30 protein-coding genes are annotated in these 25296 nt (G+C 69.0%); 22 read left to right on the top strand and 8 right to left on the bottom strand.

The window, feature by feature from the left end; translation table 11 throughout:
- Nucleotides 1-110 precede the first annotated feature (110 nt).
- From NQ152_RS13010 to NQ152_RS12985, 6 genes are all read left to right on the top strand, one after another.
- Nucleotides 111-1100, top strand: a complete 990-nt coding sequence (locus tag NQ152_RS13010) for an ABC transporter substrate-binding protein (RefSeq protein ID WP_257524300.1) — start codon at nt 111-113, stop codon at nt 1098-1100.
- A 127-nt stretch (nt 1101-1227) separates the two neighbouring features.
- Nucleotides 1228-2763: a sugar ABC transporter ATP-binding protein gene (locus tag NQ152_RS13005; protein WP_257524299.1), complete on the top strand. Its 1536-nt coding sequence runs from the start codon at nt 1228-1230 to the stop codon at nt 2761-2763.
- Nucleotides 2760-3809: an ABC transporter permease gene (locus NQ152_RS13000; protein WP_257503648.1), complete on the top strand. Its 1050-nt coding sequence runs from the start codon at nt 2760-2762 to the stop codon at nt 3807-3809. Before NQ152_RS13005 ends, NQ152_RS13000 begins: the two co-directional genes overlap by 4 nt.
- Nucleotides 3806-4825: a sugar ABC transporter permease YjfF gene (locus NQ152_RS12995; protein ID WP_257524298.1), complete on the top strand. Its 1020-nt coding sequence runs from the start codon at nt 3806-3808 to the stop codon at nt 4823-4825. Before NQ152_RS13000 ends, NQ152_RS12995 begins: the two co-directional genes overlap by 4 nt.
- 77 nt (nt 4826-4902) lie before the next feature.
- The gene (locus NQ152_RS12990) at nt 4903-6486 is read left to right on the top strand and encodes a sugar ABC transporter ATP-binding protein (RefSeq protein WP_257524297.1); all 1584 of its coding nucleotides are present in this window, start codon (nt 4903-4905) and stop codon (nt 6484-6486) included.
- The gene (locus NQ152_RS12985; RefSeq protein ID WP_257503651.1) at nt 6483-7499 is read left to right on the top strand and encodes a LacI family DNA-binding transcriptional regulator; all 1017 of its coding nucleotides are present in this window, start codon (nt 6483-6485) and stop codon (nt 7497-7499) included. Before NQ152_RS12990 ends, NQ152_RS12985 begins: the two co-directional genes overlap by 4 nt.
- Nucleotides 7500-7505: 6 nt before the next feature.
- On the opposite strand, the gene NQ152_RS12980 is transcribed toward NQ152_RS12985, so the two are convergent.
- Nucleotides 7506-7724: a hypothetical protein gene (locus NQ152_RS12980; RefSeq protein ID WP_257503652.1), complete on the bottom strand. Its 219-nt coding sequence runs from the start codon at nt 7722-7724 to the stop codon at nt 7506-7508.
- Between the two features lie 124 nt (nt 7725-7848).
- The gene (locus NQ152_RS12975; protein WP_257503653.1) at nt 7849-8418 is read right to left on the bottom strand and encodes a Dps family protein; all 570 of its coding nucleotides are present in this window, start codon (nt 8416-8418) and stop codon (nt 7849-7851) included.
- A 153-nt stretch (nt 8419-8571) separates the two neighbouring features.
- Here NQ152_RS12975 and NQ152_RS12970 point away from each other — a divergent pair, with 153 nt between their 5' ends.
- Nucleotides 8572-9642, top strand: coding sequence for an NAD(P)-dependent alcohol dehydrogenase (locus NQ152_RS12970; RefSeq protein ID WP_257524296.1), 1071 nt, complete (start codon nt 8572-8574; stop codon nt 9640-9642).
- Nucleotides 9643-9664: 22 nt separating this feature from the next.
- Here NQ152_RS12970 and NQ152_RS12965 read toward each other — a convergent pair whose 3' ends face one another.
- Nucleotides 9665-10381, bottom strand: a complete 717-nt coding sequence (locus NQ152_RS12965) for a spermidine synthase (protein WP_257503655.1) — start codon at nt 10379-10381, stop codon at nt 9665-9667.
- Between the two features lie 93 nt (nt 10382-10474).
- Here NQ152_RS12965 and NQ152_RS12960 point away from each other — a divergent pair, with 93 nt between their 5' ends.
- Complete coding sequence (locus NQ152_RS12960) at nt 10475-11386, top strand: hypothetical protein (protein ID WP_257524295.1); 912 nt, start codon at nt 10475-10477, stop codon at nt 11384-11386.
- A 4-nt stretch (nt 11387-11390) separates the two neighbouring features.
- Here the strand turns inward: NQ152_RS12960 and NQ152_RS12955 are convergent, their stop codons facing one another.
- Complete coding sequence (locus NQ152_RS12955; RefSeq protein WP_257524294.1) at nt 11391-11837, bottom strand: ester cyclase; 447 nt, start codon at nt 11835-11837, stop codon at nt 11391-11393.
- 75 nt (nt 11838-11912) lie between these two features.
- On the opposite strand from NQ152_RS12955, the gene NQ152_RS12950 reads away from it, so the two are divergent.
- The 7 genes from NQ152_RS12950 (at nt 11913) to NQ152_RS12920 (ending at nt 16598) form a co-directional block, all read left to right on the top strand.
- Nucleotides 11913-12521 (top strand): TetR/AcrR family transcriptional regulator, encoded by a 609-nt coding sequence (locus NQ152_RS12950; RefSeq protein ID WP_257524293.1) that lies wholly within the window; start codon nt 11913-11915, stop codon nt 12519-12521.
- A 73-nt stretch (nt 12522-12594) separates the two neighbouring features.
- Nucleotides 12595-12753, top strand: a complete 159-nt coding sequence (locus NQ152_RS12945) for a hypothetical protein (protein ID WP_257503659.1) — start codon at nt 12595-12597, stop codon at nt 12751-12753.
- A 25-nt stretch (nt 12754-12778) separates the two neighbouring features.
- Nucleotides 12779-12985, top strand: coding sequence for a hypothetical protein (locus NQ152_RS12940; RefSeq protein ID WP_257503660.1), 207 nt, complete (start codon nt 12779-12781; stop codon nt 12983-12985).
- A gap of 89 nt (nt 12986-13074) precedes the next feature.
- On the top strand, nt 13075-13410 hold the full coding sequence (locus NQ152_RS12935) for a hypothetical protein (protein ID WP_257503661.1): 336 nt from the start codon (nt 13075-13077) through the stop codon (nt 13408-13410).
- Between the two features lie 173 nt (nt 13411-13583).
- Nucleotides 13584-13916, top strand: coding sequence for a hypothetical protein (locus tag NQ152_RS12930; protein WP_257524292.1), 333 nt, complete (start codon nt 13584-13586; stop codon nt 13914-13916).
- A gap of 61 nt (nt 13917-13977) precedes the next feature.
- Nucleotides 13978-14940 carry a TIGR03885 family FMN-dependent LLM class oxidoreductase gene (locus NQ152_RS12925; protein ID WP_257524291.1) on the top strand — a complete coding sequence of 321 codons (963 nt, stop codon included), beginning with the start codon at nt 13978-13980 and terminating at the stop codon, nt 14938-14940.
- The gene (locus tag NQ152_RS12920) at nt 14937-16598 is read left to right on the top strand and encodes an alpha-amylase family protein (protein ID WP_257524290.1); all 1662 of its coding nucleotides are present in this window, start codon (nt 14937-14939) and stop codon (nt 16596-16598) included. Before NQ152_RS12925 ends, NQ152_RS12920 begins: the two co-directional genes overlap by 4 nt.
- Before the next feature lie 2 nt (nt 16599-16600).
- Here NQ152_RS12920 and NQ152_RS12915 read toward each other — a convergent pair whose 3' ends face one another.
- The 3 genes from NQ152_RS12915 to NQ152_RS12905 form a co-directional block, all read right to left on the bottom strand.
- The gene (locus NQ152_RS12915) at nt 16601-16750 is read right to left on the bottom strand and encodes a hypothetical protein (protein WP_257503666.1); all 150 of its coding nucleotides are present in this window, start codon (nt 16748-16750) and stop codon (nt 16601-16603) included.
- A gap of 98 nt (nt 16751-16848) precedes the next feature.
- The gene (locus NQ152_RS12910; RefSeq protein WP_257524289.1) at nt 16849-17691 is read right to left on the bottom strand and encodes an NAD(P)H-hydrate dehydratase; all 843 of its coding nucleotides are present in this window, start codon (nt 17689-17691) and stop codon (nt 16849-16851) included.
- Entirely contained in the window at nt 17675-18400 is a 726-nt protein-coding gene (locus tag NQ152_RS12905; protein ID WP_257503668.1) for a histidine phosphatase family protein, read from the bottom strand. The genes NQ152_RS12910 and NQ152_RS12905 overlap by 17 nt, the downstream gene beginning before the upstream one ends.
- A 180-nt stretch (nt 18401-18580) precedes the next feature.
- On the opposite strand from NQ152_RS12905, the gene NQ152_RS12900 reads away from it, so the two are divergent.
- The 4 genes from NQ152_RS12900 (at nt 18581) to NQ152_RS12885 (ending at nt 21365) form a co-directional block, all read left to right on the top strand.
- Nucleotides 18581-18751 carry a hypothetical protein gene (locus tag NQ152_RS12900; RefSeq protein WP_257524288.1) on the top strand — a complete coding sequence of 57 codons (171 nt, stop codon included), beginning with the start codon at nt 18581-18583 and terminating at the stop codon, nt 18749-18751.
- Entirely contained in the window at nt 18748-19245 is a 498-nt protein-coding gene (locus NQ152_RS12895; protein ID WP_257524287.1) for a GNAT family N-acetyltransferase, read from the top strand. The genes NQ152_RS12900 and NQ152_RS12895 overlap by 4 nt, the downstream gene beginning before the upstream one ends.
- A 9-nt stretch (nt 19246-19254) precedes the next feature.
- Nucleotides 19255-19980 carry a DUF72 domain-containing protein gene (locus NQ152_RS12890; protein WP_257503671.1) on the top strand — a complete coding sequence of 242 codons (726 nt, stop codon included), beginning with the start codon at nt 19255-19257 and terminating at the stop codon, nt 19978-19980.
- A 176-nt stretch (nt 19981-20156) separates the two neighbouring features.
- Nucleotides 20157-21365 (top strand): NAD(P)/FAD-dependent oxidoreductase, encoded by a 1209-nt coding sequence (locus NQ152_RS12885; RefSeq protein ID WP_257503672.1) that lies wholly within the window; start codon nt 20157-20159, stop codon nt 21363-21365.
- 67 nt (nt 21366-21432) lie between these two features.
- Here the strand turns inward: NQ152_RS12885 and NQ152_RS12880 are convergent, their stop codons facing one another.
- The gene (locus NQ152_RS12880) at nt 21433-21696 is read right to left on the bottom strand and encodes a hypothetical protein (protein ID WP_257503673.1); all 264 of its coding nucleotides are present in this window, start codon (nt 21694-21696) and stop codon (nt 21433-21435) included.
- Between the two features lie 241 nt (nt 21697-21937).
- Here NQ152_RS12880 and NQ152_RS12875 point away from each other — a divergent pair, with 241 nt between their 5' ends.
- Genes NQ152_RS12875 through NQ152_RS17295 form a run of 3 tightly spaced genes read left to right on the top strand, consistent with a single transcriptional unit; the run spans nt 21938 to nt 24908 of the window.
- Nucleotides 21938-22447, top strand: a complete 510-nt coding sequence (locus tag NQ152_RS12875) for an SRPBCC family protein (protein ID WP_257503674.1) — start codon at nt 21938-21940, stop codon at nt 22445-22447.
- 26 nt (nt 22448-22473) lie between these two features.
- On the top strand, nt 22474-23970 hold the full coding sequence (locus NQ152_RS12870) for an NAD(P)/FAD-dependent oxidoreductase (RefSeq protein WP_257524286.1): 1497 nt from the start codon (nt 22474-22476) through the stop codon (nt 23968-23970).
- Nucleotides 23967-24908, top strand: a complete 942-nt coding sequence (locus NQ152_RS17295) for a diacylglycerol kinase family protein (RefSeq protein ID WP_257524285.1) — start codon at nt 23967-23969, stop codon at nt 24906-24908. Before NQ152_RS12870 ends, NQ152_RS17295 begins: the two co-directional genes overlap by 4 nt.
- Nucleotides 24909-25296: the final 388 nt, after the last annotated feature.

The following is a 25296-nucleotide window of genomic DNA, read 5'->3' as shown; positions in this document are numbered from 1 at the left end:
CATGTTGCGCTCGTCGTGATTGTGAAGGCTAACATTCAGTCACACGACCGCCCGTGCTCGCGGCGGCGACGACCGGCAGCGGTGCCGGACCCGAACGAGGAGGTTTGGACATGAAGAAGAGCATTCTCGCCGGCGGTGCGCTGCTGGCGGCCCTGGCGCTGGTGGCGAGCGGCTGTGCCGGTTCGAGCGGCGGCAGCGGCGATGGCGGCGGCAGCGGGGGCGACGAGCCCATCACGGTCGGCTTCGCGCAGACCGGTTCGGAATCCGGTTGGCGCAGTGCGAACACGGAGTCCATGAAGACCGCCTTCTCCGCGGAGAACGGCTTCGACCTGACCTTCAATGCGGCCGACAACGACACTGCCGCCCAGATCGCCGCCGTGCGGGACTTCATCAATCAGGGTGTCGACGCGATCGTGATCGCCCCGATCGTGGAGGACGGCTGGGACGACGTGCTGCAGGAAGCTGCGGATGCCGGCATCCCGGTGATCCTCGAGGACCGCACGGTGTCGGCCTCGGACGATCTGTACGCCAGCTGGGTCGGCCTGGACTTCAAGAAGGAAGGGGTCATGGCCGCCGAGTGGGCGGCGGAGACCTTCGGCGACACCCCGACCAACATGGTGGTCCTGGAAGGGACGACCGGCTCGGCCCCGGCCAACGATCGGGCCGAGGGTTTCGATGAGGCCATCGAAGGAACCGCCATCGAGAAGATCGACTCGCAGACCGGTGATTTCACGCGCGACGGGGGCAAGACGGTCATGGAGGGATTCCTTCAGAAGTACGGCGTGGACGGCATCGACCTCGTCTACGCGCACAACGACGACATGGCCCTCGGTGCGATCGAGGCCATCGAGGCTGCCGGTGGCGAGCCGGGAGTGGACATCCAGATCGTGTCGATCGACGCCGTCAAGGACGGGATGCAGGCTCTCGTGGACGGCAAGATCAACTTCATCGTCGAGTGCAACCCGCTGCTGGGCGAACTGGCCGCCGGACTCGTCAAGGACGTCCTCGCCGGCGAAGAGGTGGAGAAGGAGGTCTACGTCGAAGACCAGACCTTCACCCAGGACCAGGCCGCCGAGGTCATCGACGACCGTCTGTACTGATCCGATCCGAATCCACCCGCAGAGCCGGACCGATCCTGTATCAAGGTAGGTCAGAGCACGCCGCCGGGGGCCGCCCAGGTCCCCGGCGACCGTGCCGGCGATGAGCTCGGAAAGGCACTGAGTCACCATGTCCGCGGACACCGCAGTCGGCCCGGTCGTCGAAATGACCGGAATCACCGTTCGATTCCCCGGCGTGCTCGCCCTGGATGCCGTCGATTTCACGCTCCGCCCCGGTGAGGTGCACGCACTGATGGGCGAGAACGGGGCCGGCAAGTCGACCCTGATCAAGGCGCTCACCGGAGTGCAGGCGGTGGACGCCGGGACCATCGTGGTCAGCGGCGAGCCGCGAAGGTTCAGCAGCACGGCCGATGCGCAATCCGCCGGCATCTCCACGGTGTACCAGGAGGTGAACCTGTGCGCGAACCTCTCGGTCGGGGAGAACGTCATGCTCGGACACGAGCGACGTCGCGGTGCCGGAATCGACTGGAGGGCGACGCATCGCGAGGCGGCGGAGCACCTCGGCAGCCTCGGACTGGCCATCGACACCCAATCGACCCTCTCCAGCCACTCCATCGCCATCCAGCAGCTGATCGCGATCGGCCGCGCCATGGTGCTGGATGCGAAGGTGCTGATCTTGGACGAGCCCACCTCGAGCCTGGATCGCGGCGAGGTCGAGCAGCTCTTCACCGTCATCCGCGACCTCCGCGGTCGCGGAGTCGCGATCCTGTTCGTGAGCCACTTCCTCGACCAGGTGTACGAGATCTCCGATCGGATCACCGTCCTGCGCAACGGACAGCTGGTCGGTGAGTACGCCATCGGCCGGCTTCCGCGCGGTGCGCTGGTGACGAAGATGATCGGCCGCGAACTGGACGAGCTGGCCGCCCTGGCCTCCGTCGCAGACCGGACGATCGATCGCACCGGAACGCCTGTCCTGAAGGCGACCGGGATCGGACGTCGGGGCGTGCTGGAACCGGCGGACATCGCCGTCTACGACGGCGAGGTCGTCGGTATCGCGGGACTGCTCGGCTCCGGCCGCACCGAACTGGTGCGCCTGCTCTACGGTGCCGACCGCTCGGACTCCGGTCAGCTGGAGGTCGGCGGCCGGGCCACCAGGCACACCACACCGCGTCACGCGATCGAGAACCGGGTGGCCTTCTCGTCCGAGAACCGCCGCGCCGAGGGCATCATCGCCGACCTCACCGTCGCCGAGAACATCGTCCTGGGAATCCAGGCCCGCCGGGGCGCGCTGCGCAAGGTGAGCCGCGCCGAGGCCGAAGCGGTGGTCGCCGAGTACATCGCCGCCCTCGGCGTCCGTCCCGCCGTGCCCGGAATGCTGGCCGGCAACCTCTCCGGCGGCAACCAGCAGAAGGTGCTGCTGGCCCGGTGGCTGGCGACAGCCCCGAAACTGATCGTTCTGGACGAGCCGACCCGAGGCATCGACGTCGGCGCGAAGGCCGACATCCAGCGCAAGGTGGCCGAGCTGAGCGCTCAGGGGCTCTCGGTCGTCTTCATCTCCTCGGAATTGGAGGAGGTGCTCCGCCTGGCGCAGCGGGTCGTGGTCATGCGGGACCGCCGCAAGATCGGCGAGCTGGATTCCAGCGACGTCTCGATCGAGGGGCTGATCGACTACATCGCCGACGAGAGACAGGAGAGCGTCGCGTGAAGACGATCGTGAAGCATCGGCTGTTCTGGCCGGTCGTCGCGCTGGTCGCGCTCATCGCGATCAACACGATCGCGCGACCGCAGTTCATCCTCATCACCGTGCGCAACGGCGAGCTGTACGGGGCGCTCATCGACATCCTCCGCAACAGCGCCCCGCTCATGCTGGTCGCCCTGGGCATGACGATCGTGATCGCCACCCGCGGCATCGACCTCTCCGTGGGAGCGATCATGGCCGTCTCGGGTGCCGTCGCCCTGACGATCATCGACGCCTCGTCCGAGCCGGGCAGTCTCGGCACTGTTCTGGTGGCACTGGCCGTGGCGCTGCTCGTCGCGCTCGTGCTCGGCGTCTGGAACGGCTTCCTCGTCGCCGTCGTGGGCATCCAGCCGATCATCGCCACCCTGGTGCTGATGCTGGCAGGTCGCGGAGTCGCGCTGCTGATCACCGAGGGCTTCATCACGACCGTCAACAGCGGCCCGTACGAGTTCATCGCCACCGGGTACCTGATCGGCCTCCCGTTCGCATTCCTCATCTCCCTCGCCGCGATCGCCACCATCGCGCTGGTGGAGAGACGCACGGCACTGGGGGTGCTCACCGAAGCGGTGGGCATCAACCCGGAAGCCAGCCGGCTGGCCGGCGTGCGGGCCCGCGGGATCGTCTTCAGCGCGTACGCGGTCAGCGGCCTCCTGGCCGGCATGGCGGGAATCATCTACAGCTCCAACATCCGCGCGGCCGACGCGAACGCTGCAGGTCTGTTCATCGAGCTGTACGCGATCCTCGCCGTCGTGCTCGGCGGCACCTCGCTGATGGGCGGCAAGTTCACCATCGCCGGAACCGTGATCGGCGTGCTCACGATCCAGACCCTGGAGGCCACAATCCTCTTCCTCGGCGTTCCGTCGGCACAGAGCCCGGTGTTCTTCGCGCTGGTCGTGATCATCGTGGTGCTCGTCCAGTCCCCCCGGCTGCACCGCTGGGGACGCCGCGCGATCAGCACCGCTGGCAGCAGGAGCCGGTCCGATGCGGGCGATCGGGCGGGGGTGGCCTCATGACGAAAAGCCTGGAACTCGAGCCCCGCCGCGCCGACGCCAGATCCCGGTATGCGACGTTCATGAGCAGGCGTGCCTCGCTCATGCCGACCTTCGCGGCGGTGGCGATCCTGATCGTGCTGCTGATCAGCGCTCAGGCCCGGTTCCCGAAGTTCCTCAGTCCCGGGAACCTGTCTGCACTGCTGCTGGACAACGCCTACCTCGTCGTCCTGGCGGTCGGACTCACCTTCGTCATCCTCACCGGCGGCATCGACCTCTCGGTCGGCTCCGTCATGGCCTTCACCGGCATCCTCGGCGCCAGCCTGCTCGCACAGGGGATGCCCGCCGGGATCGTCGTGCCGATCATGCTGGTCTCCGGCGCGCTCATCGGTCTGCTCATCGGGGTCCTCGTGCACTATTTCGACGTGCAGCCGTTCATCGCATCCTTGGCGGGGCTGTTCCTGGCCCGCGGGCTCGCCTTCGTCGTGAGCCTCTCATCCATCCGCGTGGAGGACCCGGCGGTGCTCTGGCTGCAGCGCACGCGGTTCCAGGTGGCCGGGTGGTACATCACCCCGACGGGCATCATCGCGCTGGTCGCCGTCGCGATCGCCGCGTACGTGCTGCTGTGGACCCGCTTCGGGCGCACCGTGTATGCGATCGGCGGCGGCGAGCAGTCCGCGCGACTGATGGGACTGAACGTGGCGCGCACCAAGGTCATGGTCTACGTCATCAGCGGCGTCTGCGGCGGACTGGCCGGGCTGCTGCTGACCGCGTATTCGGGCGCCGGATACCCGCGCAACGGAATCGGCACGGAACTGGACGCGATCGCTGCGGTGGTCATCGGCGGAACGCTTCTGTCCGGAGGGACCGGCTACGTGCTCGGGTCGCTGATCGGCGTGCTGGTCTACGGCACGATCAAGAAGGTGATCTCCTTCATGGGGGCAGAGCAGGCGTGGACGCAGATCATCATCGGAGCGTTGCTCCTGCTGTTCATCGTGGTGCAGCGCGTGATCGTCACGCGATCGCAAAGACGCAGATAGCCCGCCCGGCCGCTCTGACGGGGAACGCCACGCCGGTGCAGCGCAGTCGCGGACTCCTCCCCCGCGATAATGGCCTGATGGAGGAGTCTCGCCCGTTGCTGCAGCTGCGCGGCGCCACCGTGCGGTTCGGGGCGGAGACGGCGATCGACGATGTGGACTTCCGCATGTTCGCCGGCGAGGTGCACTCGCTCATGGGTGAGAACGGCGCGGGCAAATCCACCCTCATCAAGGCGATAACCGGCGCCATCCCCCTGGACAGCGGCAGCCTCGCCGTCGCGGGCGAGCGCGTGCGGTTCCGCACGCCGCACGATGCGCAACGGGCCGGGATCAGCACGGTCTACCAGGAGATCGATCTGCTCCCGAATCTGACGGTGGCGGAGAACATCTGCCTGGGTCGGGAGCCGCGCAGATTCGGAGCGCTGGATTGGGCGGCGATGCGCACACGCGCACGCGATGTGCTCGCCGACCTGGGGCTGGACATCGACCCGGCCTCGATTCTGGCGACTCATTCGCTCGCGGTGCAACAGCTGGTCGCGATCGCGCGGGCGATCTCGGCCGATGTGCGCGTGCTCGTCCTGGACGAGCCCACCTCCAGCCTGGACGCCGACGAAGTCGCCGAGCTCTTCCGCGTCATGCGCGACCTGACGCAGCGCGGCGTCGGGATCCTGTTCGTCTCGCATTTCCTCGAGCAGGTGTACGAGATCTGCGACCGCATCACCGTTCTGCGCGGCGGCCGACTCGTCGGCGAGTACGTGCCCTCGGAACTGCTGCGGATCGACCTGGTGCAGAAGATGCTGGGACGCGCCGTCGCCGAACTGGGCGTACGCGGTCGGATCGAGGCTGCTCCGGATGCCGAGGCGGTTCTGCACGGCAGCGGTATCACCCGCAGCCCGGGGATCACGGGTGCGGACGTGGAACTGGCCGAGGGCGACGTGCTGGGGCTGGCCGGACTTCTCGGGTCGGGCCGCACCGAGCTGGCACGCGCGCTGACCGGGATCGACCGGCTGGATGCCGGCATCATCACCATCAGCGGGCAGCCGGCGGAGCTGACCGGTCCGCGCCGGGCGATCTCGCTCGGTGTGGTCTACTCCTCCGAGAACCGCCGCATCGAGGGGATCATCAGCGAGCTGAGCGTTCAGGAGAACATCACTCTGGCGCTGCAGGCCGAGCGCGGAATCCTGCGTCGCCTGCGTGCGCAGCGGCGCCGCGAGCTGGCCATCAGCTGGATCGAGGCCTTGGACATCCGCCCCCCGGATCCCGATCGCCCTGCTGGCACCCTGTCCGGGGGCAATCAGCAGAAGGTGCTGCTGGCGCGCCTGCTCGCCCTGTCGCCTCGCGTCATCGTCCTGGACGAACCCACCCGCGGCATCGACGTCGGAGCAAAAGTCGAGATCCAGAACCTGGTCGGCGAACTGGCCGACAACGGCCTGTCGGTCGTGTTCATCTCGGCAGAGCTCGAAGAGGTGCTCCGGGTCGCCAGCAAGGTCGCCGTGCTGCGCGCCGGACGCGTCGTCCAGACGCTTGCGTCAGACAGCCTCACGGTCGACTCGCTGATGGCGCTGGTCGCACAACCCGATGAGTACAGCGAGGTGCCGGCCTCGATCACGGCGCCCGCCGAGTCGCCGCCGTCCACCACCCGGCCGCGCGGAGGGCCGGCGTGACCGACGAGAAGCCGGCGCGCGTGGCGAACATCTTCGACGTGGCCCGGCTCGCGGGCGTCTCGCATCAGACGGTGTCGCGCGTCCTGAACGATCTGCCGAACGTTCGCCCGGCCACCCGGGAACGCGTCGAGCACGCGATCGCCCAGCTGCGCTACAGCCCCTCCCCGGCCGCGCGGGCGCTCGTCACACGCCGCACCCGGACGATCGGACTGGTGGCGCCGGGGGTGTCGGACCACGGTCCCACGTCGATCGCGATGCATTTCAACTTCGCGGCGCGTGCGGAGCGCTATAACGTCGAGACGGTCAGCGCACTGGACCCCGACCCGGCCGGCGTGCGGGGTGTGATCGAGGGCTTGCTGCGCCAGCGCGTGGACGCGATCGTGCTCATCGTCGTGGATGTCGGAGTGCTCGAGGTGGTACGCGGCCTCGACCTCGGCATCCCGGTGGTCGCCGCCGCCGCGACGGCACGCCGCAGCCCGCTGATCGTCTCGATCGATCAGTACCGCGGCGCGCGGGCCGCCGTGCGCCATCTCGCCGAACTCGGCCACCGTCGCATCGTGCACGTGGCCGGCGCCGCTCGGGCGCCGGACGCCCTGGAACGGGTCCGCGGGTGGCGCGACGAGCTGGCGGCGCGCCGGCTGGAGATCGTCGAGCCGGTGCACGGCGACTGGTCGGCTGCGAGCGGTCACCGGATCGGCCGCGAACTGGAGATCGAAGCCGGTATGGCGGTGTTCGCCGGTAACGACCACATGGCGATCGGGCTGATGTCCGCGCTGCGCGAGCGCGGACTGCGCGTCCCAGAGGACGTCAGCGTCGTCGGGTTCGACGACGTTCCGGAAGCGGCATATCTTTACCCCCCGCTGACCACCGTGCGACAGGATTTCGCGGCGCTCGGGGAGCTCATCATGCAGAAGGTCCTGGTCGCCGTCGAGGAGCCGGACAGCGTGACCGAAGACACTCCGCTGCCGACCCATCTGATCGTGCGCACCTCCACCCGGGCACCCGCCGGCTGACGGCCGCTACAGAGCGGAGATCCGCTCCTTCAGCAGTGCTGCCTTGTCCGCCGGGAATCGGCTCGCGGCCATCGCCAGAACCGTGTTGGCCGGCATCCCCTTCACCATCCCGAGCATCGGATGATCCGGCAGCTGCGGCACGAGGTCGACGATGATCGCCCGTGCCTCCGGGTCGTCCAGCAGCTGGCCGAGCGTGGTGACGTCCAGGTCGTACTTACCGGCCATGAGTCGCTCCTCTGGTGCGATGGGGTGTGTCGTCGGTGCTGCGGGGGCGTCGTCGATGTGCCGTCGTCGACGCCCCCGCAGAGGACCGCCGAGGCGACTCAGCAGTCCTCTGCGCTGTTGGGCGTCAGGCGCGCGCGGCCGCGGGCTTGCGATTCTCGGCGCTGACCATCCAGGCGAACTGCTCGAGACTCTCGATGATCGCATGCAGGATGTCGGCGGTGGTCGGATCCTCGTCGTCGACATCGTCGTGCACGTCGCGCATCGTGGCGACGGTGCCCTCGAGTCGGGCGGTGATCAGGTCGACCGTCTCGGACGTGTCGACCTCGCCCTGGGGATACTCCGGCAGGGTGGTGGTCGCCGCGACGATGTCGCTGCGGCCGTCGGGAACCAGGTGCAGCGCCCGCATCCGCTCGGCCACGGTGTCGCTGAACTCCCGCGCGGCCTCGATGATCTCATCCAGGATCCGGTGGGTGTCGCGGAAGTTGCGGCCCACGACGTTCCAGTGCGCCTGCTTGCCCTGCATCTGCAGCTCCAGCAGGTCCACCAGCACCGCCTGCATGTTCTGGCCGAGCTCCTTGGATGCGACGAAGCCCTTCTCGGCGTTCTGCCGTCGCGTGGTCTTCGCTCCCGCACCGCCCCGAGCGGATCGCTTGCTCTTGGGGGAAACGGCAGTGGACTTTTCAATAGTGGCCATGTTCGTGTGAACCTCCTGAAGGAAGAAGCTATCGGCCCGTGCCGCCGGGGAGGGGGGCCTTGACAATCCAGGCCGCCGGCCGGACCGCGCGCGGCTGTGCGATCCGCCGCCGTCACCGACGCCGGCACTACCAGCACGTGCGAAAATTCTGCAATGCCCATCACCACGCCAGCGCTCCTCGTCCCCTCGACCGGCTCGACCTTCGAACGCGGGACAGTGCAGCGCCGGGATGTCGGACCGCACGATGTGCTCATCGACATCGCCTACACCGGCATCTGCCATTCCGACATCCACCAGGCGCGCGAGGAATGGGGGCGCGCGATCTTCCCCATGGTTCCCGGACACGAGATCGCAGGGATCGTGCGCGAGGTCGGCGCCCAGGTCACCGCGCACGCCGTCGGCGAGCGCGTGGGCATCGGATGCTTCGTGGATTCGTGTCGGGAATGCGAGAACTGCCGCGCCGGCGAAGAGCAGTTCTGCCTCCGCGGGAATGTGGCGACCTACAACGGGCGCTACTACCCGGGTTCCGGGCTGTTCGACGGCACCCCCACCTACGGCGGGTACAGCACCCAGATCGTCGCCGATGAGAACTATGTGCTGCACATCCCGGACGCGATCCCGCTGGACCGGGCAGCGCCGCTGCTGTGCGCCGGGATCACGACGTACTCGCCGCTGCGGCACTGGGGTGCCGGTCCCGGCACCCGGGTCGCCGTGATCGGACTGGGCGGGCTCGGGCACATGGCGGTGCAGATCGCTCACGCGATGGGCGCGCACGTCACGGTCCTGTCCCGCACGCTGGCCAAGCAGGACGAAGGCAGGGCACTCGGCGCCGACGAGTACTACGCCACTGAGGATCCCGAAACGCTGAAGACGCTGCGGGGTCGCTTCGATCTGATCATCAACACCGTGTCAGCCGAGATCCCGGTCGACCGCTACCTCGCGACGCTGCGCCTGGACGGGGCGCTGGTGTTCGTCGGGCTTCCGGAGACTCCGCAGCAGTTCCGTGTCTTCTCGCTGACCGGCGCGCGCCGCTCGATCGCGGGCTCGAACATCGGCGGCATCCGCGAGACCCAGGAGATGCTCGATTTCTGCGCCGAGCACGGCATCGCCTCGGTGATCGAGACGATCTCGGCGGACGAGGTCACCGCCGCGTACGACCGGGTCGTGCGGGGCGACGTCCGCTACCGCTTCGTCATCGACACGGGGACCATCCCCGCAGCCTAGGTACGCCGGACACTGCCGGTCGCTACGCCGGCGGGGCGCTCCGGTGTGCAGCGACATAGACCGTGTTGGAGGAGACACCGCCGGTGAGGGCGTTGTCGAACTCGACGACGTGCGCCACCGGACCGTCGAACACTGCAGTGAGGACGTCGAGGAATTCCGCGTCCGGCGGGTCGTCCGACCACAGTGCGAACACTCCACCGACGGTGAGATGCCGCTTCAGCGCCTGCAGACCGGCGACGGTGTACAGATCGGCGTGAGTGGGGTCCAACTGGTGACGAGGCGAGTGGTCGACGTCGAGCAGGATGACGTCGTAGCGGCGATCTCCGACGGGCTCCCGTCGCATCACGGCGAAGAAATCGTCGGCGACCAGCCTCGTGCGCGGATCGCGGACCAGTTCGCCCGAGACGGGCAGCAGTTCCCGTTCGTGCCAGCCGATAACGGCCGGCAGCGCATCGATCACCGTCAGCGATCGCACGCGAGGATCGCGCAGGGCCGCGACCGCCGTGTATCCGAGGCCGAGCCCACCGACCAGCACCGTGAGGTCCGCTCCGGAGGCCGCGGCCAGGCCCAGCCGGGCGAGCTCCTCCTCGGCGACGGTGAACAGGCTCGACATCAGGTATTCGTCACCGAGCTTGACCTCGTAGATGACCTGGCCCGTCGTGGGTTCGGCGCGGCGGCGCAGCGTGAGCTCACCCATCCGGGTCGGCTGCCAGTCGAGCTCTTCGAACCGCGCGATCATGAGACCGCCTCTCCGTCTCGCCCCAGCCTACCCAGTGCGCGCGGCGGCCGACCTGCCTAGCGTGGTAGTCCGGCACGAGCGGAGGGAGCGGGCGTGAGCGGAACAGGTCGTCGGGTGCAACCGGGTACGGGGGGATCGACGTCGACGCAGCGGACCCACCGCTACCTCCGGCTCGGCATCGGCGGGACCCTCGTCGTCCTTCTCATCGCCATCATCCTCACCGTCCCCACGGTGGGCTGGCTGCCCTCGCTCAGCGACTACTTCTACACGCCGGCGCGTAGCGCCTTCGTGGGCGCGCTGCTGGCGGCATCCCTGGCCCTTCTGGCCCTGTCCGGCCGCAATCCCGAGCGCTCGGCCCTCGACGCGGCCGCGCTGTTCGCGCCCCTCGTCGCCCTGATCCCGTCGGTGATCCGGCCCGGGACCGTCCCCGGAGTCGCGGTGGCCTGCACCGGGTGCGTGCCTGCGTCGTTCGAAGCGGACGTCGTCAACGGCGTGACGACCTACCTGATCGTCCTGGCGGCAGGCCTGGTGCTCGCAACGGTGCTGGCCGTCCGGGGTGCGATCCGCGGTGTGCGGTTCTCTCTGATCCTGGGGGGACTGGTCTTGGCCGTCGTACTGGTGACCGGACTGGTGGCGCCCGGGGTGCTCCTCGGCTGGGGGCACATTGTGGCGACCGGACTCTTCCTCGGGTCGATCGCAGCGGATGCCCTGATCAACGCGTTCTGGCGGACGACCAGCGCCACGCCGCCGAGGTGGCTGCGTATCGCCTATATGGGGCTCGCCGTCATCCTCATCGCGGATCTGCTCGCCCTGGCCGCGTTCGCCATCGCGACCAGGGATGCCGAACGCGTGATGTTCCCGTGGATCCTGGTCGGGGAGGTGGTCGCGCTTCTCGCGTTCGTCACGTTCTGGTGGCTGCAGACGTGGCAGCGATGGGACGAGACGGATCCCGCGTCGCTCGTCGCGGCATCCCCTCGCCTGCCGCCCCTCCGAGCGACGCGCTAGCCGATCACGGCGTCGGGATGAGACGGCGCAGCTGCCCGGTCTGGGCGAGGATCGCGAACCGGTCGGGCACGCCCCAGTGCTCCACGATCCTGCCGTCCACCACCCGCGCGATATCGATCACGGTCAGGTGGACGGGCGCTCCGGTCGGCGGCCCGATGAAGGGTCCGGTCTGAGTCGCCGTCGCCTCCGCACGGACCCAGACGGTGTCGCCGTCCTGCGTCCAGTCCCCCACCGTGAAGCGGATGTCGGGCATCGCCCGATGCACCTCGGTGATCCCCCGTTTCACCTTGTCGATCGCTTCCCGCCCCTGCCCGCTCATCCCGAACTGATGCTCGACCATGTCCGGTGCGCACAGCTCGTCCACGATGGCGGTGTTGCCGGTGGCGAATCCCTCCAGCAGCATCCGCTCCAGCACCCGCACCGCGGCGGGCATCGCTCGCTGATCACTCATGGCTCCTCGTTTCTGCAGTATTCGTGCAGTGGGTGCAGTATTACTGCACCCACTGCAGTGGATAGTATGTTGGCCATGGTCGCTCCCGTCAAGACCCCTCGCTCGACGTACCGCCAGGAGCAGGCCGAGGCGACGAAGCTGCGGATCGCGGATGCCGCCCAGACCCTGTTCGCATCGCAGGGGTATGGCGCGACGAGCATGGAGGCCATCGCCCGTGAGGCGGGTGTGGCCAACCGCACCGTGTACGCCGCGGTCGGCGCGAAGCGGCACATCCTGACGCTGATCTGCGAGCGGTGGCTGGAGCGGGCGCGCGCCGTCCCGCGCGCCGCAGCCGTGCTGGACGAGCCGGACCCGGTCGCACGCCTGCGCGGAGCGGCGGGTTGGATCACCGCGCTCTACTCGACCGATTTCGATGTCGCGCTGATTCTGGACTCGGCAGTGGACGAGGACCCCGAGACCCGCGAGCTGCTGCGCACGAAACTGCGTGGACGCAATCGCGTCATGGACAGGTTCATCGACTCGGTGGAGCCCGCGTTGTCGCTCCCCCCGGCGGATGCGAGAGCCATCTACCGCGCCTTGGCGGCCACGGGCGTATACGGCGGGCTGGTGGGGGATGCCGGCTGGAGTCCGGATCGCTTCGAACGCTGGCTCGCCGACACGCTGGTCGGTCAGCTCCTCACCTGAGGCGCGCCGCGCTGGTGTCCGCGCGGCGGTTCTGTCGATACGATCGAAGAAGGCGAAGAGGATAGAGGGCGCGATGTTGTTCCTGGTGTACGTGGTGCTGTTTCTCGGCGGGTTCTACCTGTTCGGCGCGGCTTTCAACGCCGAATCGTGGCAGGGTCTGATCTTCGCCGCCGGCATCCTCGCGGTCTCCCTCGCGCTCGGGCTCGTCGTGCACTCCCAACGCAAGTCCTGACCGACCTTCGCTTCGGGGGACAGACATGGCTGCACGAGCGGCACGGAGCGGATCCCTGCTGCCGCGACGCGGATGCGCACTGGTCACGGTGGTCGTCGTGGACGAGAACGGGTTCTCGCACCAGTACGAGCGGATCGAGGCGCCCATCGGCGCTGTGCGCGAGACCTTGGCGGCGCTGCACCTGCAGTCCACGGCGCTCGCCGCGCCCGCGATGGGGCAGGACACCGCCTGAGCGTGGGTGTGTGGGCACGGAGGCTATGGGTCCCGCGCGGAATGCACAACCCCTGACTGTGCGGGGACGCGGTAGCCCATGATGGGTTCATGATGACGCTGCATTACACCGGCAGGTCCGTGCTCATGCCGAACGACGTATGTGATGCGGTGCTCCGCTATGCACGAGCGCTCGCAGACACCCAGTCGTCCGACGTGGTCGCCGTGCCCGTCATCGCCGAGGGCGGCAATCTGGTGGATGCCGAATTCCTGTTGGGGCCGGCGAGCCAGTTGTATGCGGTGCCGGCAGCGGACAGCTCGAACGATCGCGGGAACGCCGCGGCGGTCGCTGAACTCGATCGCCGCATCAGCCTGTTGCACCCTTCGGTCGTCGTCCCCTCCACCGGCCCCCTCGACTCGAGCGCTCACGTCGACCTGGATCGCTGAGAATCGAGCAGTTCCAGCGTTCATCGCGTGGTCCAGCCCTCGCGACGCCATCACCGGTGCGCGCTTTTGTCAACCCCGGCACCGGTCCGCGACCTCCGGCGCACAGTGGAATCGGAGCTGCCGCACGTCGCGGTTAAACGGCAGCGTCCGCAGGCGGAACGGAGACCGAGGCGATGAACGAGGGACGGCACGGTCAGGCGGGAGGCGCGGGCGCGCCGCAGCGCTTCGTGCTCGCCCGCGTGGATGCGCGGCACTGGGTGATCCACGATCGCCGGTCCGGTACGGCCAGCGCCGGCGTGGCGGCCCGCCTCAGCGTCAGCGACGACGACGACGAGGTGCACGTCACCTGGCTTTCCGTGACACCGCTCCCGATCGTCTACGCGACACCGGGCGATGTGCTGACGAGCCTGGAGATGTGGCAATCCCGGCCGCACGGCGGAACCAAGCCCATCCCGATCCCGCATTTCCCGCCCCCCAGGCACAACGACCGGTCCTCCGCCTCTTAGAGGTATTCGCAGCCGGCGGCAAGGCCTTGGCGATGACCCCGGCCTGCCCCAGACTGTCGGGATGGTCTTTGTCGGCTATCACGCCTCGCACGAACAGGTCCCGCCCAGCAGACTCCTTGCGGCGGTCGTCCGCGCCGAGCAGGTGGGCTTCGACGGGGCGATGTGCTCGGATCATCTCGCCCCGTGGGGGATCGCGCAAGGCGAATCCGGGTACGCCTGGAGCTGGCTGGGAGCAGCGCTCGCATCGACCTCGTTCTCCCTCGGCGTCGTCACGGCGCCCGGTCAGCGCTACCACCCGGTTATCAGCGCGCAGGCCATCGCCACCGTCGAGGAGATGTTCCCCGGCAGATTCTGGGCGGCGCTGGGCAGCGGCGAGGCCGTCAATGAACACGTCACCGGCGACCCCTGGCCGTCGAAGGAACGGCGCAACGCGCGACTGGAGGCCTCGGTCGGGGTGATCCGCGAGCTGCTGGCCGGGCGTGAGGTCTCGCACACCAGCGAAATCACGGTGGACCGCGCTCGCGTCTGGAGTCTGCCCGCCGAACCGCCGCCCCTGCTGGGTGCGGCGGTCACCGCCGAGACTGCCGGGTGGCTGGCCCGGTGGGCGGACGGACTGGCGACCGTGGCCCAGCCGCCCGAGAAGCTGACCGACGTGCTGCGGGCCTATGCCGACGCGGGCGGAACCGGTCCCCGCGTGCTGCAGGTGCATGTCTCGCTGGAAGACACGGAGGAAGCGGCGCTGCGTGTTGCTCGGGAGCAGTGGCGCCATTCGGCGATCACCGAGTCGCTCTGGGACATCGAGCAGCCCGAGCACTTCGACAAACTGGCCGGCGAGCCCACCGACGACCAGCTGCGGAACGGCGCCCTCATCTGCGCCGACCCGATCGAACTGGCAGACCGGGTCGCCGGTCTGGTCGCACTGGGGTTCGACCGGGTCTTCGTCCACGGCATCAGCAAGGATCAGGATGCCTTCCTGGAGCGAGCGGAACGCGATCTGCTCCCCGCGCTGCGGAGGGCGATGTGAGGATCACCGACACCGGCGACCTGTGGTGGAAGACCGCCGTCATCTACTGCCTCGACGTCGAGACGTACATGGACGCCAACGGCGATGGGATCGGCGATTTCGCGGGACTCGCCCAGCGCATCGACTATCTGGCGGATCTGGGAATCACCTGCCTCTGGCTGATGCCGTTCTACCCGTCCCCGGATCGGGACGACGGATACGACATCAGCGACTTCTACGGCATCGATCCGCGCCTGGGCAACCACGGCGACTTCGTCGAAGTGATCCGCACCGCGCACGACCGCGGCATGCGCGTGATCGTCGATCTGGTCGTGAATCACACCTCAGACAAGCATCCGTGGTTCGTCTCCGCGCGGCGCAGCAGATCCTCGCCGTATCGCGACTTCTACGTGTGGCGCGACGAGCCTCCCACGCACCAGCAGCCCACGGTCTTCCCCGGCGAGGAGTCCAGCGTGTGGGAGCTGGACGAACGCAGCGGGCAGTACTTCCAGCACGTCTTCTACAGGCATCAGCCCGACCTCAACATCGCCAATCCACGAGTCCGCGACGAGATCGCCAAGACGATCGGGTTCTGGCTCGCGCTCGGCGTCAGCGGCTTCCGCATCGACGCCGTCCCGTTCTTGATCGCGCCGCCCCACGGCGTCGACCTGGGCGATCCGCACGAGCTGCTGCGGGACCTGAAGCGGTTCCTGCAGCGACGCGCCGGCCATGCGGCCCTGCTCGGCGAGGTGAACCTCCCCTTCGACGAGCAGCTGCAGTTCTTCGGCGGCGAGCGAGGCGGTGAACTGGATCTGCAGTTCGATTTCGTCTCCATGCAGGCGCTGTATCTCTCGCTCGCCCGAAGCGATCCTGCGCCGCTGATCGCCGCACTCAGCGCGCGCCCGCCGGTGCCCTCGGATGCCGCCTGGGCGAACTTCGTGCGCAACCACGACGAGCTGACGCTGGACAAGCTGAACGACGCCGAGCGCGAGGAGGTCTTCGCCGCCTTCGCACCGGACGAGACTCAGCGGGTGTACGGGCGCGGGATCACCCGCCGGCTGCCGCCGATGCTCGGCGGCGATCCACGCCGGATACGCATGGTCTACAGTCTGCTCTTCTCGCTGCCGGGGACCCCGGTGCTCTTCTACGGCGAAGAGATCGGGATGGGCGAGAACATCGAGATCCCGGGACGCGGATCGGTGCGCACCCCGATGCAATGGACGGACGGCAAGAACGGAGGGTTCTCCCACGCGGCGCGAGGACGCCTCGTCGCACCGATCCCGGGCGACGGCTATGCCCCGGCACACATCAACGTGCAACAGCAGCGCAACGACGACGGATCACTGCTGCAGTTCATCCGCCACCTGATCAGCCGTTACCGGGTCTCCCCCGAGATCGGGTGGGGGGATCTGGAGATCCTCGACCACGATGGCGAGGGTGTCCTCGCGCACGCGGTGAACTCCCCCGTCGGTCGGATGGTGGCGCTGCACAATTTCACCGAGGTGCCCGTCCGTCTGCGCGTCCGACTGGGGACAGTGCAGGAAGGCACTGCCCTCATCGATCTGGGTGGCCCGACCCGGATGGAGGTCGGGCCACGCGGGAAGGTCGAAATCGAGCTCGCGCCGTTCGGGCATCGCTGGCTGCGCGTTTCGCCGCCCGGGGACACCCGGATCGGCTGAGCTCACCAGACCTCGATCGCGCCCCTCTGCCTCATCTCGGCCAGCAGCGCGTCCTCGAACGCGTCCGCATCGTCGCGGAGATCTTCGTCGAGGACGTACACGTCGGCGCGGAGATCGTCGTCGATGTCAACCCGCACCTTCTCGCTGTTCATCGCTCACCCCCTCGTGTCGAACGTGTCCATTCTCCGCCGGGCGACACGGCGACGGAATGGGGCTTGACAACGCGCTCACCATGGGAGCGGCAGGCTTCTCAGGCGGTGACCTCGTTCAGCGACGCGGTGAGCGCAGCGGGAAGGTCGCGAGCGAGGAACCCGATGCCGAGGCGGTCGGTGAGCGCATCGCCGGCTCGGGCGTGCACCCAGCTGCCCCACACCGCGGCGCGTGACGGGTCGACGCCGCGCGCCGCGAAACCGGTGATCGCGCCCGCCAGCACGTCGCCGCTGCCGGAGGTCCCGAGGCCCGGGCCTCCGGCCGGAACCTGCCAGGTGGCACCGTGGGGGTCGGCGATGACGCCGTAGCAGTTGACGACTGCGTCGAAGCGACGCGCGATCTCCAGGAGGTCGGATTCGCGGTCCTCTCCCAACTCCCGCGCGAGCAGGAGCTCCGCCTCTTCCTGGTTCGGGTTGAGGATCAGATCGCGGGGCAGCCGTTCGCGGGGAACGTCGGCCAAGACCCCGAGGGCATACGCATCCAGGACCAGACACCGGACACCGACGTCGGCGACGGCGAGCAGCGTCGCCTTCGTCTCGTCGCCGTTGTCGAACCCCGGACCCAGCAGCACCGCATCCGCCGCTTCCAGCTCACCGTGGGCCGGCTCCGCGATCGGATCGGAGGCATGCTGCGGGAGGGAGAGGACTGCCGCTTCGGGAATGACCACGCCGAGCTGACCCTCTACGGATGCCGGGACCACGAGCCCCAGACGTCCAGCACCGACCCGCAGTGCCGCCTCGCCGGCGAGCACGACCGCCCCCGGCGAGCGGCGGGAACCGCCCACGACCATCACCCGACCGCGGGTCTTCTTCGAATCCCCCGGGGCGGGCAGCCCCCACTGGCGAAGAAGCTCCGCCGTGACGAGCTCACTCGGGCTGGACATCGGGGCTCCCGGGGTGCTCGGTGACCGCTGCGCCTTCGCGGGTCAGGTGATCCACCGTCGAGAACTCCACCAGCTGCCATCCCGATTCCACGCGGACCAGGTGGGTGACGGAGGCGTTCAAGACGGTGTGCGCCGCCGCGAACTCGAGCAGATCTCTCTCCTCCAGCGGCAGCAGGAGATACAGCAGGAGCATGACGACAGCGTCGTGCGCGACGATCAGAGCGCTCTGGGCAGGGCTCAGGAGCGCGTCGCCGAGAAAGGAGCGCAGCCGGAGCGCCACGTCCGCCCACGATTCCCCGCCCGGCGGCCGGTGATAGAACTTGCCCAGGCGACGGCGCCGCTCGGCCTCTTCGGGATGCCGCATGGCCACGCCGCGGGTGGTGAGCAGGTCGAGGATGCCCAGTTCACGGTCGCGGAGACGCTCGTCCACCGCGATGACGGCACCGGCCGGACTGCCCGCCAATGCGATGGCGAGGGTCTCGCGCGCGCGGACGTACGGGGACACCCAGAACGCGTCCAGCGCGGAGCGGTGTTCGCCGATCCACGCGCGCAACGCCTCGGCCTGATCCTCGCCGGTGCGGGAGAGCGGAACGTCGGCGTCTCGGATGTCGATCGGGACCACCTCCAGTCCTTCGCGCTCCGCTCGGGACGCGGCGGCGTTCGCGATGCTCTCACCGTGCCGCACCAACCACAGTTCAGTCACTGCCATCGCGTCAGGCTACGTGTCCGGCGCCGGCGCCGACAGAGCTTGACAAGCCCCGCCGTCGTGGGCGTCGCCGGGGCGGGCGCGCCGCACCCCGACCGATAGCGGGCGAGCCGCGCGCGGTCAAGCCCGTCCACCTCCGTCCCACGCGCGCTTACAGTGGCATCCTGAACGGAAGGATTCGACATGTCCAACGTCACGCCCGAACTGCCCCTTCCCGACGGCGACCCGGCCGCCCCGACGACCGAGGTGGACGGCGAGAAGGCTCTCGATCCCGACGTCAATGACGACCTCGTCGACAGCGCCGCGGCCGATGCCGTCGCCGCCGACGGGGACCGTGACGCCCAGCAGAAGTGACCCCGCAATCCCGCGGAGCAGAGACGGCCGAGGACGTCGTGCTGGCTCCGATCGGTCCTGCTGACGCCGGCGAAGTGCTCACGATCCAGCGCGCCGCGTTCGTCTCCGAGGCGCTCATCTACGGCGATCCGGACATGCCGCCCCTGGTGCAGACCCTCGAGGAGCTCGCGGCGGAGTTGCAGGACGCCGACGGCTGGGTCGCCCGCGTCGGCGGCCGCATGGTCGGCGCGATCCGGACGCGTGAGGCGGACGGGGTGCTCCTGATCGGGCGCATCGCGATCGCTCCTGACATGCAGGGCGCGGGCATCGGCCGACGGCTCCTCCAGGCGGCCGAGGAGCATGCCTCGGCCGACGAAGCCGAGCTGTTCACCGGGAGTCTGAGCGAAGCGAACATCCGCCTCTATGAGAGCTGCGGATACGTGCAGACCGAGCGGGTGGACGAAGGCGACGGCACGGCTCAGGTGTTCATGAGGAAGTCGCTTCGCGCACGCTGAGGGGGTCCTATGGCCAGGGTGGGCACCTCCGGCTGGAGCTATGACCACTGGGAGGGTGTGCTGTACCCGCCCCGCCTTCCGCCCCGCGACCGTCTCTCCCACTACATCCGCGCGTTCGACACGGTCGAGCTGAACGCGAGCTTCTACCGTTGGCCGCCTCAGAAGACCTTCGCCTCGTGGCGCGGACGTCTGCCGCAGGGATTCGAGCTGACCGTGAAGGCGCCGCGCGGCCTGACGCACGCCCGCCGCCTGTTCCAGCCCGAGCAGTGGCTGGAACGAATGAGCACGGGGCTGCATGAGCTCGCCGGACGCCGTGGCCCGCTGCTCGTGCAGCTGCCCCCGACGTTGGAGCGCGACGATGACCGCCTGGACTGGTTCCTGGCGCGCGTGCCCGAATGGATGCGCCCGGCGGTCGAGCTGCGGCATCCGTCCTGGAACGACGAGGCCGTCTTCGCACTGCTCGAGCGCCGCGGCGCGGCGTACTGCGTGATGAGCGGCGCCGGCCTGCCCTGCATCCTGCGCGCGACCGCGCCGCTCGTGTACGTCCGCCTGCACGGTCCGGACACCGCGCACCTGTACGCGGGCTCCTACTCGGGTGACGAGGTGGCATGGTGGGCGGACCGCATCCGGGAGTGGGAGGCCGCCGGTCACACTGTCTACGCATACTTCAACAACGACGGCGGGGGCAACGCCGTGCGCGATGCCCAGGGACTGCGCGCGGCCCTGGCGCGGTGACCTGTCTCCGAGACATCGGAACGGACGCGGGACGAGTGGCGCGACAAGCACGCCACGGCCGATCGGTCAAGCCGTCGTCGTCGCCCTGACCGGGATGCAGGGTGGTGTGAGCACGTGCGCTGACCGTGCGGCAGCGTCTGCTCAGCGGACCGCGGGCACCGAAGAACGGAAGACACATGCACAGCGCGCCTCGGCACCATCAGGTCGTCGTGATCGGCGGCGGCAACGCCGGGCTGTCGGTGGCCGGTCGGCTCCGGCGGATGGGGGTGGACGATGTCGTCGTGGTGGAACCGCGAGCGCACCACCGCTACCAGCCGCTCTTCTCCCACATCGCCGGAGGAACGGCACCGGCCGCTATGGCGCTGCGCGACCAGGCCGATGTCATGCCGAAGGGAGTCGGCTGGATCCGGGATGCTGTGACCGCCGTCGACGCGGAATCCAGCAGCCTGCTCCTCGCCTCCGGCACCCGCCTCGGGTATGACCACGTCATCGTGTGCCCGGGCATCCAGCGGGACTGGGATGCGATTCCCGGTCTGGCCGCCGCGATGGCATCCAGGTCCGGCGCCTCCAACTACGAGTTCGAGCTGGCCGCAAAGGCCTCGCCGCTGCTGCGGGACCTGCGCCGCGGCACGGTCGTCTTCAGCCAGCCCCCCGGCCCGGCGTCCTGCGCGGGCGCCGCACAGAAGCCGATGTACCTGGCCTGCGACTACTGGCGCAGGACCGGCGTCCTGGGGAACATCCGGGTGATCCTGCTGGTGCCCGACGAGAGCGTCTTCGGCATCCCCGAGATCGACGCCGAGCTGGACCGCAAGATCACCGAATACGGCATCGAACTGCGCACCCGCACGCAGCTGCTCGACGTGGATGCCGAGGAGCGCACCGCGCTCGTCGGCCGTCCGGACGGAACGGGTCGCGAGAAGCTGTCCTACGACGTGCTGATGGTGGAGCCTCCCCAGTCCGCCCCGGACTGGCTGAAGCGCAGCACCCTTCCCTCCGCCGACGAGACCCGAGGGTTCGTGGAGGTCGACCCGCGGACGCTGAGACACAAACGGTACGAGAACGTGTGGTCGTTGGGCGACGCGGCGGCGACCACCAACTCCAAGTCGGGGGGCGCGCTGCGCAAGCAGACCCTCACGCTGGCCAAGAACCTGGCGGCGGCCTTGAAAGGCAAGCCTGCCGTCGCTGCGTACGAGGGCTACTCGGTGTGCCCCTTCACCGTGTCGCGATCCACCGTCGTGTTCGCCGAGTTCGACGATCGCGGCGAACTGAAGCCGACGATCCCCTTCTGGAAAGGACTCGCGCGAGAGCGACGGCTGACGTGGGTACTGGATCGCCACATCCTGCCCTGGGTGTACTGGCACATGATCCTCAAGGGCCGCGCCTGAATCGGCCGGTCAGAGGCCGCGGCGGCTTCAGCGCAGGTGCGCCGACGCGGCGCGCGGCGTTTGGGCCTCAGTCGGAGGATCCGGGTCGCACGACGGCGTCGGGGACAATGTCGATGCGCGTGACGCCCTCCCGCTTGCTCACGTCGATCCTCGGAGCCGCATCCTCCTCGGTCGATCCGGCGGCGCGCAGGAGTTGATCGCGGCGCTTCTCTTCGTCGGTCATCTCCTCGACCCCGCCCGCCGCGGCATCCATCGCTGTGCTCCCGGCATCCTCGATGCGCGGCGATGCGGCCGTCTGCCCGCTCTGGCCCTGGTGGTCCGCTGACTTCATCGAGTCCTGCCCTTCTCTGCGCACGGTCGGCGCGTCGGCGTTTGCCCTGCCTCTATTCACTCGCATCGGGCTGCGGGCGGGAAGGCCTTGACAAGAGAACAGGCTCCCCGTCCCGGAGTGGGCGATCTGATCTGCGCGCGGTGCGACATGTCCCGTAGCGGTTCCGGCCGATCTTGACCAGCCCAGGACGGAAAGTCCGCCGAACCCGGATAGTGGATGTCATTGACGGAAGGATTCAGCGATGTCTCGCAACGTGAGATTGCTGCAGTGTGCGCCTGAGGATGTCTTCGAGGTTCTCGGCGACGGCTGGCTCTTCCCCTCCTGGGTCGTCGGAGCGTCCCGGATGCGCGAGGTCGACCCGTCCTGGCCGCGCGCCGGATCCCGCCTGCACCATTCCTTCGGGGTCTGGCCGGTGCTGATCAACGACGCGACGCTCGTCGAGGAATACCGCCCGCCGCACCGGATGGTGATGCGTGCGCGCGGCTGGCCGATCGGTGAGGCGCGCGTGACGCTGGATGTCAAGCCGCGGGGGGATTCCACCGTTGTCCGCATCCAGGAGGAAGCGGTGGCCGGACCCGGACGCTTCGTACCCGCTCCGCTGCTGGATCTCGGGCTGCACTGGCGCAATGCGGAGACGCTCCATCGCCTGGCCTACCTCGCCGAGGGCAGGGCCGAAGGCAGGGCCGAAGCGCCGTCCCGGGCGACGACGGCCGAACGTGAGCGGGGAAGCGACGAGGCCTCGGCCAGGTGAACGGTCGGCGGTCGCACCCTCGTGCCGTGGCGCTGGACGCCGTCGTCGTCGGCGCCGGCCCCAACGGGCTGGCCGCGGCCGTCACCCTCGCCCGCGCGGGCCTGCAGGTGCGCGTGTACGAGCGCGATGAGCGTGCCGGCGGCGGGGCGGCCAGCCGTGAGCTCACGCTGCCCGGTTACCTCTCCGACGTCTGTTCCGCGGTGCATCCCCTCGCCTTCGAATCCCGCTTCTTCCGCGAGTTCGGCCTGCAGAACCGAGTGCGATTCGCAACGCCCGACATCTCGTTCGGGCACCCACTCGACGGAGGTCGCGCCGGGATCGCCTACCGGGACCTGGAGCGCACCAGCGCCGGACTGGGCGTCGACGGCCCCGCCTACGCACGCCTCATGGGACCCCTGGTGCAGCGCACCGCGCAGCTCGCCGAGTTCACCGGCTCCTCCCTGCTGCGCGTGCCCGCCGACCCGCGCGCCGCGATCGCGTTCGGCATTCGATCGCTGGAGCAGGGCGGGCCGGCATGGAACGCCCGCTTCCGCACCGACCTCGCACCCGCTCTGCTGACCGGCGTCGCGGCGCACACCATCCTGCCGCAGCCGAGCGTCGCCGCCGCCGGCGCCGGGCTGGTGCTGGGTGCATACGCGCATTCGCGCGGTTGGCCGATACCGATCGGCGGAAGCCAGGCGATCATCGACGCCATGGTCGACGATCTGCGCGCTCATGGCGGTGAACTGGTCACGGGAGTGGAGGTCACGTCACTCGCCGAACTGCCCAGCGCCCGGGTCACCGTGCTGGATGTCACCCCCCGTGCGTTCCTGCGCATGGCCGCCTCCCGGATGCCGGCGCCGTACCGCCGCGCTCTGCAGCGCTTCCGGTACGGAGGCGGCGTCGCGAAGGTCGACTTCGCGCTCAGCGACCCGGTGCCCTGGGCGAACGGCGACCTGCGGCGCGCGGGCACGGTGCACGTGGGCGGCACAAGGGCAGAGATCGCGGATGCCGAGAACCACGTCAACCGAGGACGCCTGCCCGATCGGCCCTACGTGTTGGCCGCCCAGCAGTCCCTGTTCGATGCCTCGCGCGCCCCCGCCGGCCGGCACACGCTGTGGGCGTACACGCATGTTCCGGCCGGCAGCCCGCAAGATCGGCAGGAGGCGGTCATCCGGCAGATCGAGCGCTTCGCACCGGGGTTCCGCGACACCATCCTGGCGACCAGTTCGCGTACCGCCGTCCAGCTGCAGCAGCACAATCCGAATTACATCGGCGGGGACATCTCCGCCGGTGCGCCCTCGCTCGTGCAGCTCCTGCGCCGCCCGGTGCTGCGCCCCGACCCGTGGCGCACGCCGGTTCCCGGGGTCTATCTCGCCTCGGCATCCGTCGCCCCCGGTCCGGGTGTGCACGGACTGGGCGGATGGCACGCCGCATTGAGCGCGCTGCGGCATGACTTCGGCACGCGCGCACTGCCCGATCTGTCTCCGCGCGACGGTCAGTTCATCGACCCCCCACCCTCGATCCGAGAAGAGCCATCGTGAGTCCGAAGACCGCCGTCATCTGGAACCCGACCAAGACCGAGCGAGAGACGTTGGAGGCTGGGCTCGCCCAGACCGGCCATGAAGCGGCGACCGGTGAGATCGGGTGGTGGGAGACCACGGAGGACGACCCCGGGCAGGGAGCGGCCGGTGAGGCGCTGGCGGCGGGTGCGGAGCTGGTCATCGTCGCCGGCGGAGACGGCACGGTCCGTGCCGTGGCCCAACACCTCGCGGAGGTCTCCGCAGACGTCGACCTGGCGATCGTGCCGTTGGGCACCGGAAACCTGCTCGCCAGGAACTTCAGCGTGCCGATCAACGATGTCACCGCAGCCCTCGCGCAGGCGTTCAGCGGTGATCCCAGGCCGCTGGACGTCGGCTGGGTCGACATCGACCTGGTCGGCGGCTCGGAGCGACACGCGTTCGTGGTCATGGTGGGGTTCGGCATCGACGCGCACATGCTGGCGGAGACGAACGATGATCTCAAGGACAAGGCCGGGTGGCTGGCGTATGTGGAGTCGCTGGGCCGCGCCCTGGCCGCGAGCGAGATCGTTCCTTTCCACATCACGACGGACGAGCAGCCCGGGCGGGACGAAGACGGGCACACTCTGCTCATCGCCAACTGCGGGATGATCCAGGGTGGGCTGACGCTTCTTCCGGACGCCGATCCGGCGGACGGCGAACTCAACTACCTTGTGCTCAGCGCGGAAGGTTTCGCGCAGTGGGCCGGCACCCTCAAGACGATGATCTGGGACAACGCATTGAAGCGGCTGATCTCCCAGGACGATGAGCTGACGAACACCGATACGGTTCATCACGGCCGGGCGAGGAAGCTCGTCGTGACACTTCCCGAGCCCCGGGCCTTCGAGATCGACGGCGAAGAGATCGGGGAGACCCGGTCCTTCACCGTGTCGCTCCAGCCCGCGGCGATCCGTCTGCGCTGACGCCCGCCGACCGCGACGGCGGCTACGCGACGAGGGTCAGCGACGCCGCGTGGAACTCCTCCAGCTCGATGACCAGACCGTTCGAGGAGCTCGCCGCCTCGGCGAGGACCTGCAACACCGGAAAAAGCCCGTGACTTGCCTTTTTCCCCGTCCCGGCTATGGTGAGGCTATGTCCATGGCTGTCCTCTCGCGCCCCCCGGAGCGTCCCGCCGACGCCACCGTCGTCGTGCGTGCCATGGATATCGCCGGAGCCCGGCACGAGGTCCTTCCGCCCCGGATGGTCCTGAACGGAAGCACATCGCCCCTCCGTTCGCCGTTGCGCGCTCCACCGTGATCCGTGTCCGAAATACGGGCCATCCGGCTACCCAGCGCGTCGCATCTGCGGCGC

This window comes from Microbacterium sp. zg.B48 (genome assembly GCF_024623505.1).
GTDB lineage: Bacteria > Actinomycetota > Actinomycetes > Actinomycetales > Microbacteriaceae > Microbacterium.
Note: the sequence above shows the minus strand (reverse complement) of the source record. Positions and strands in the feature narration are given on the sequence as shown.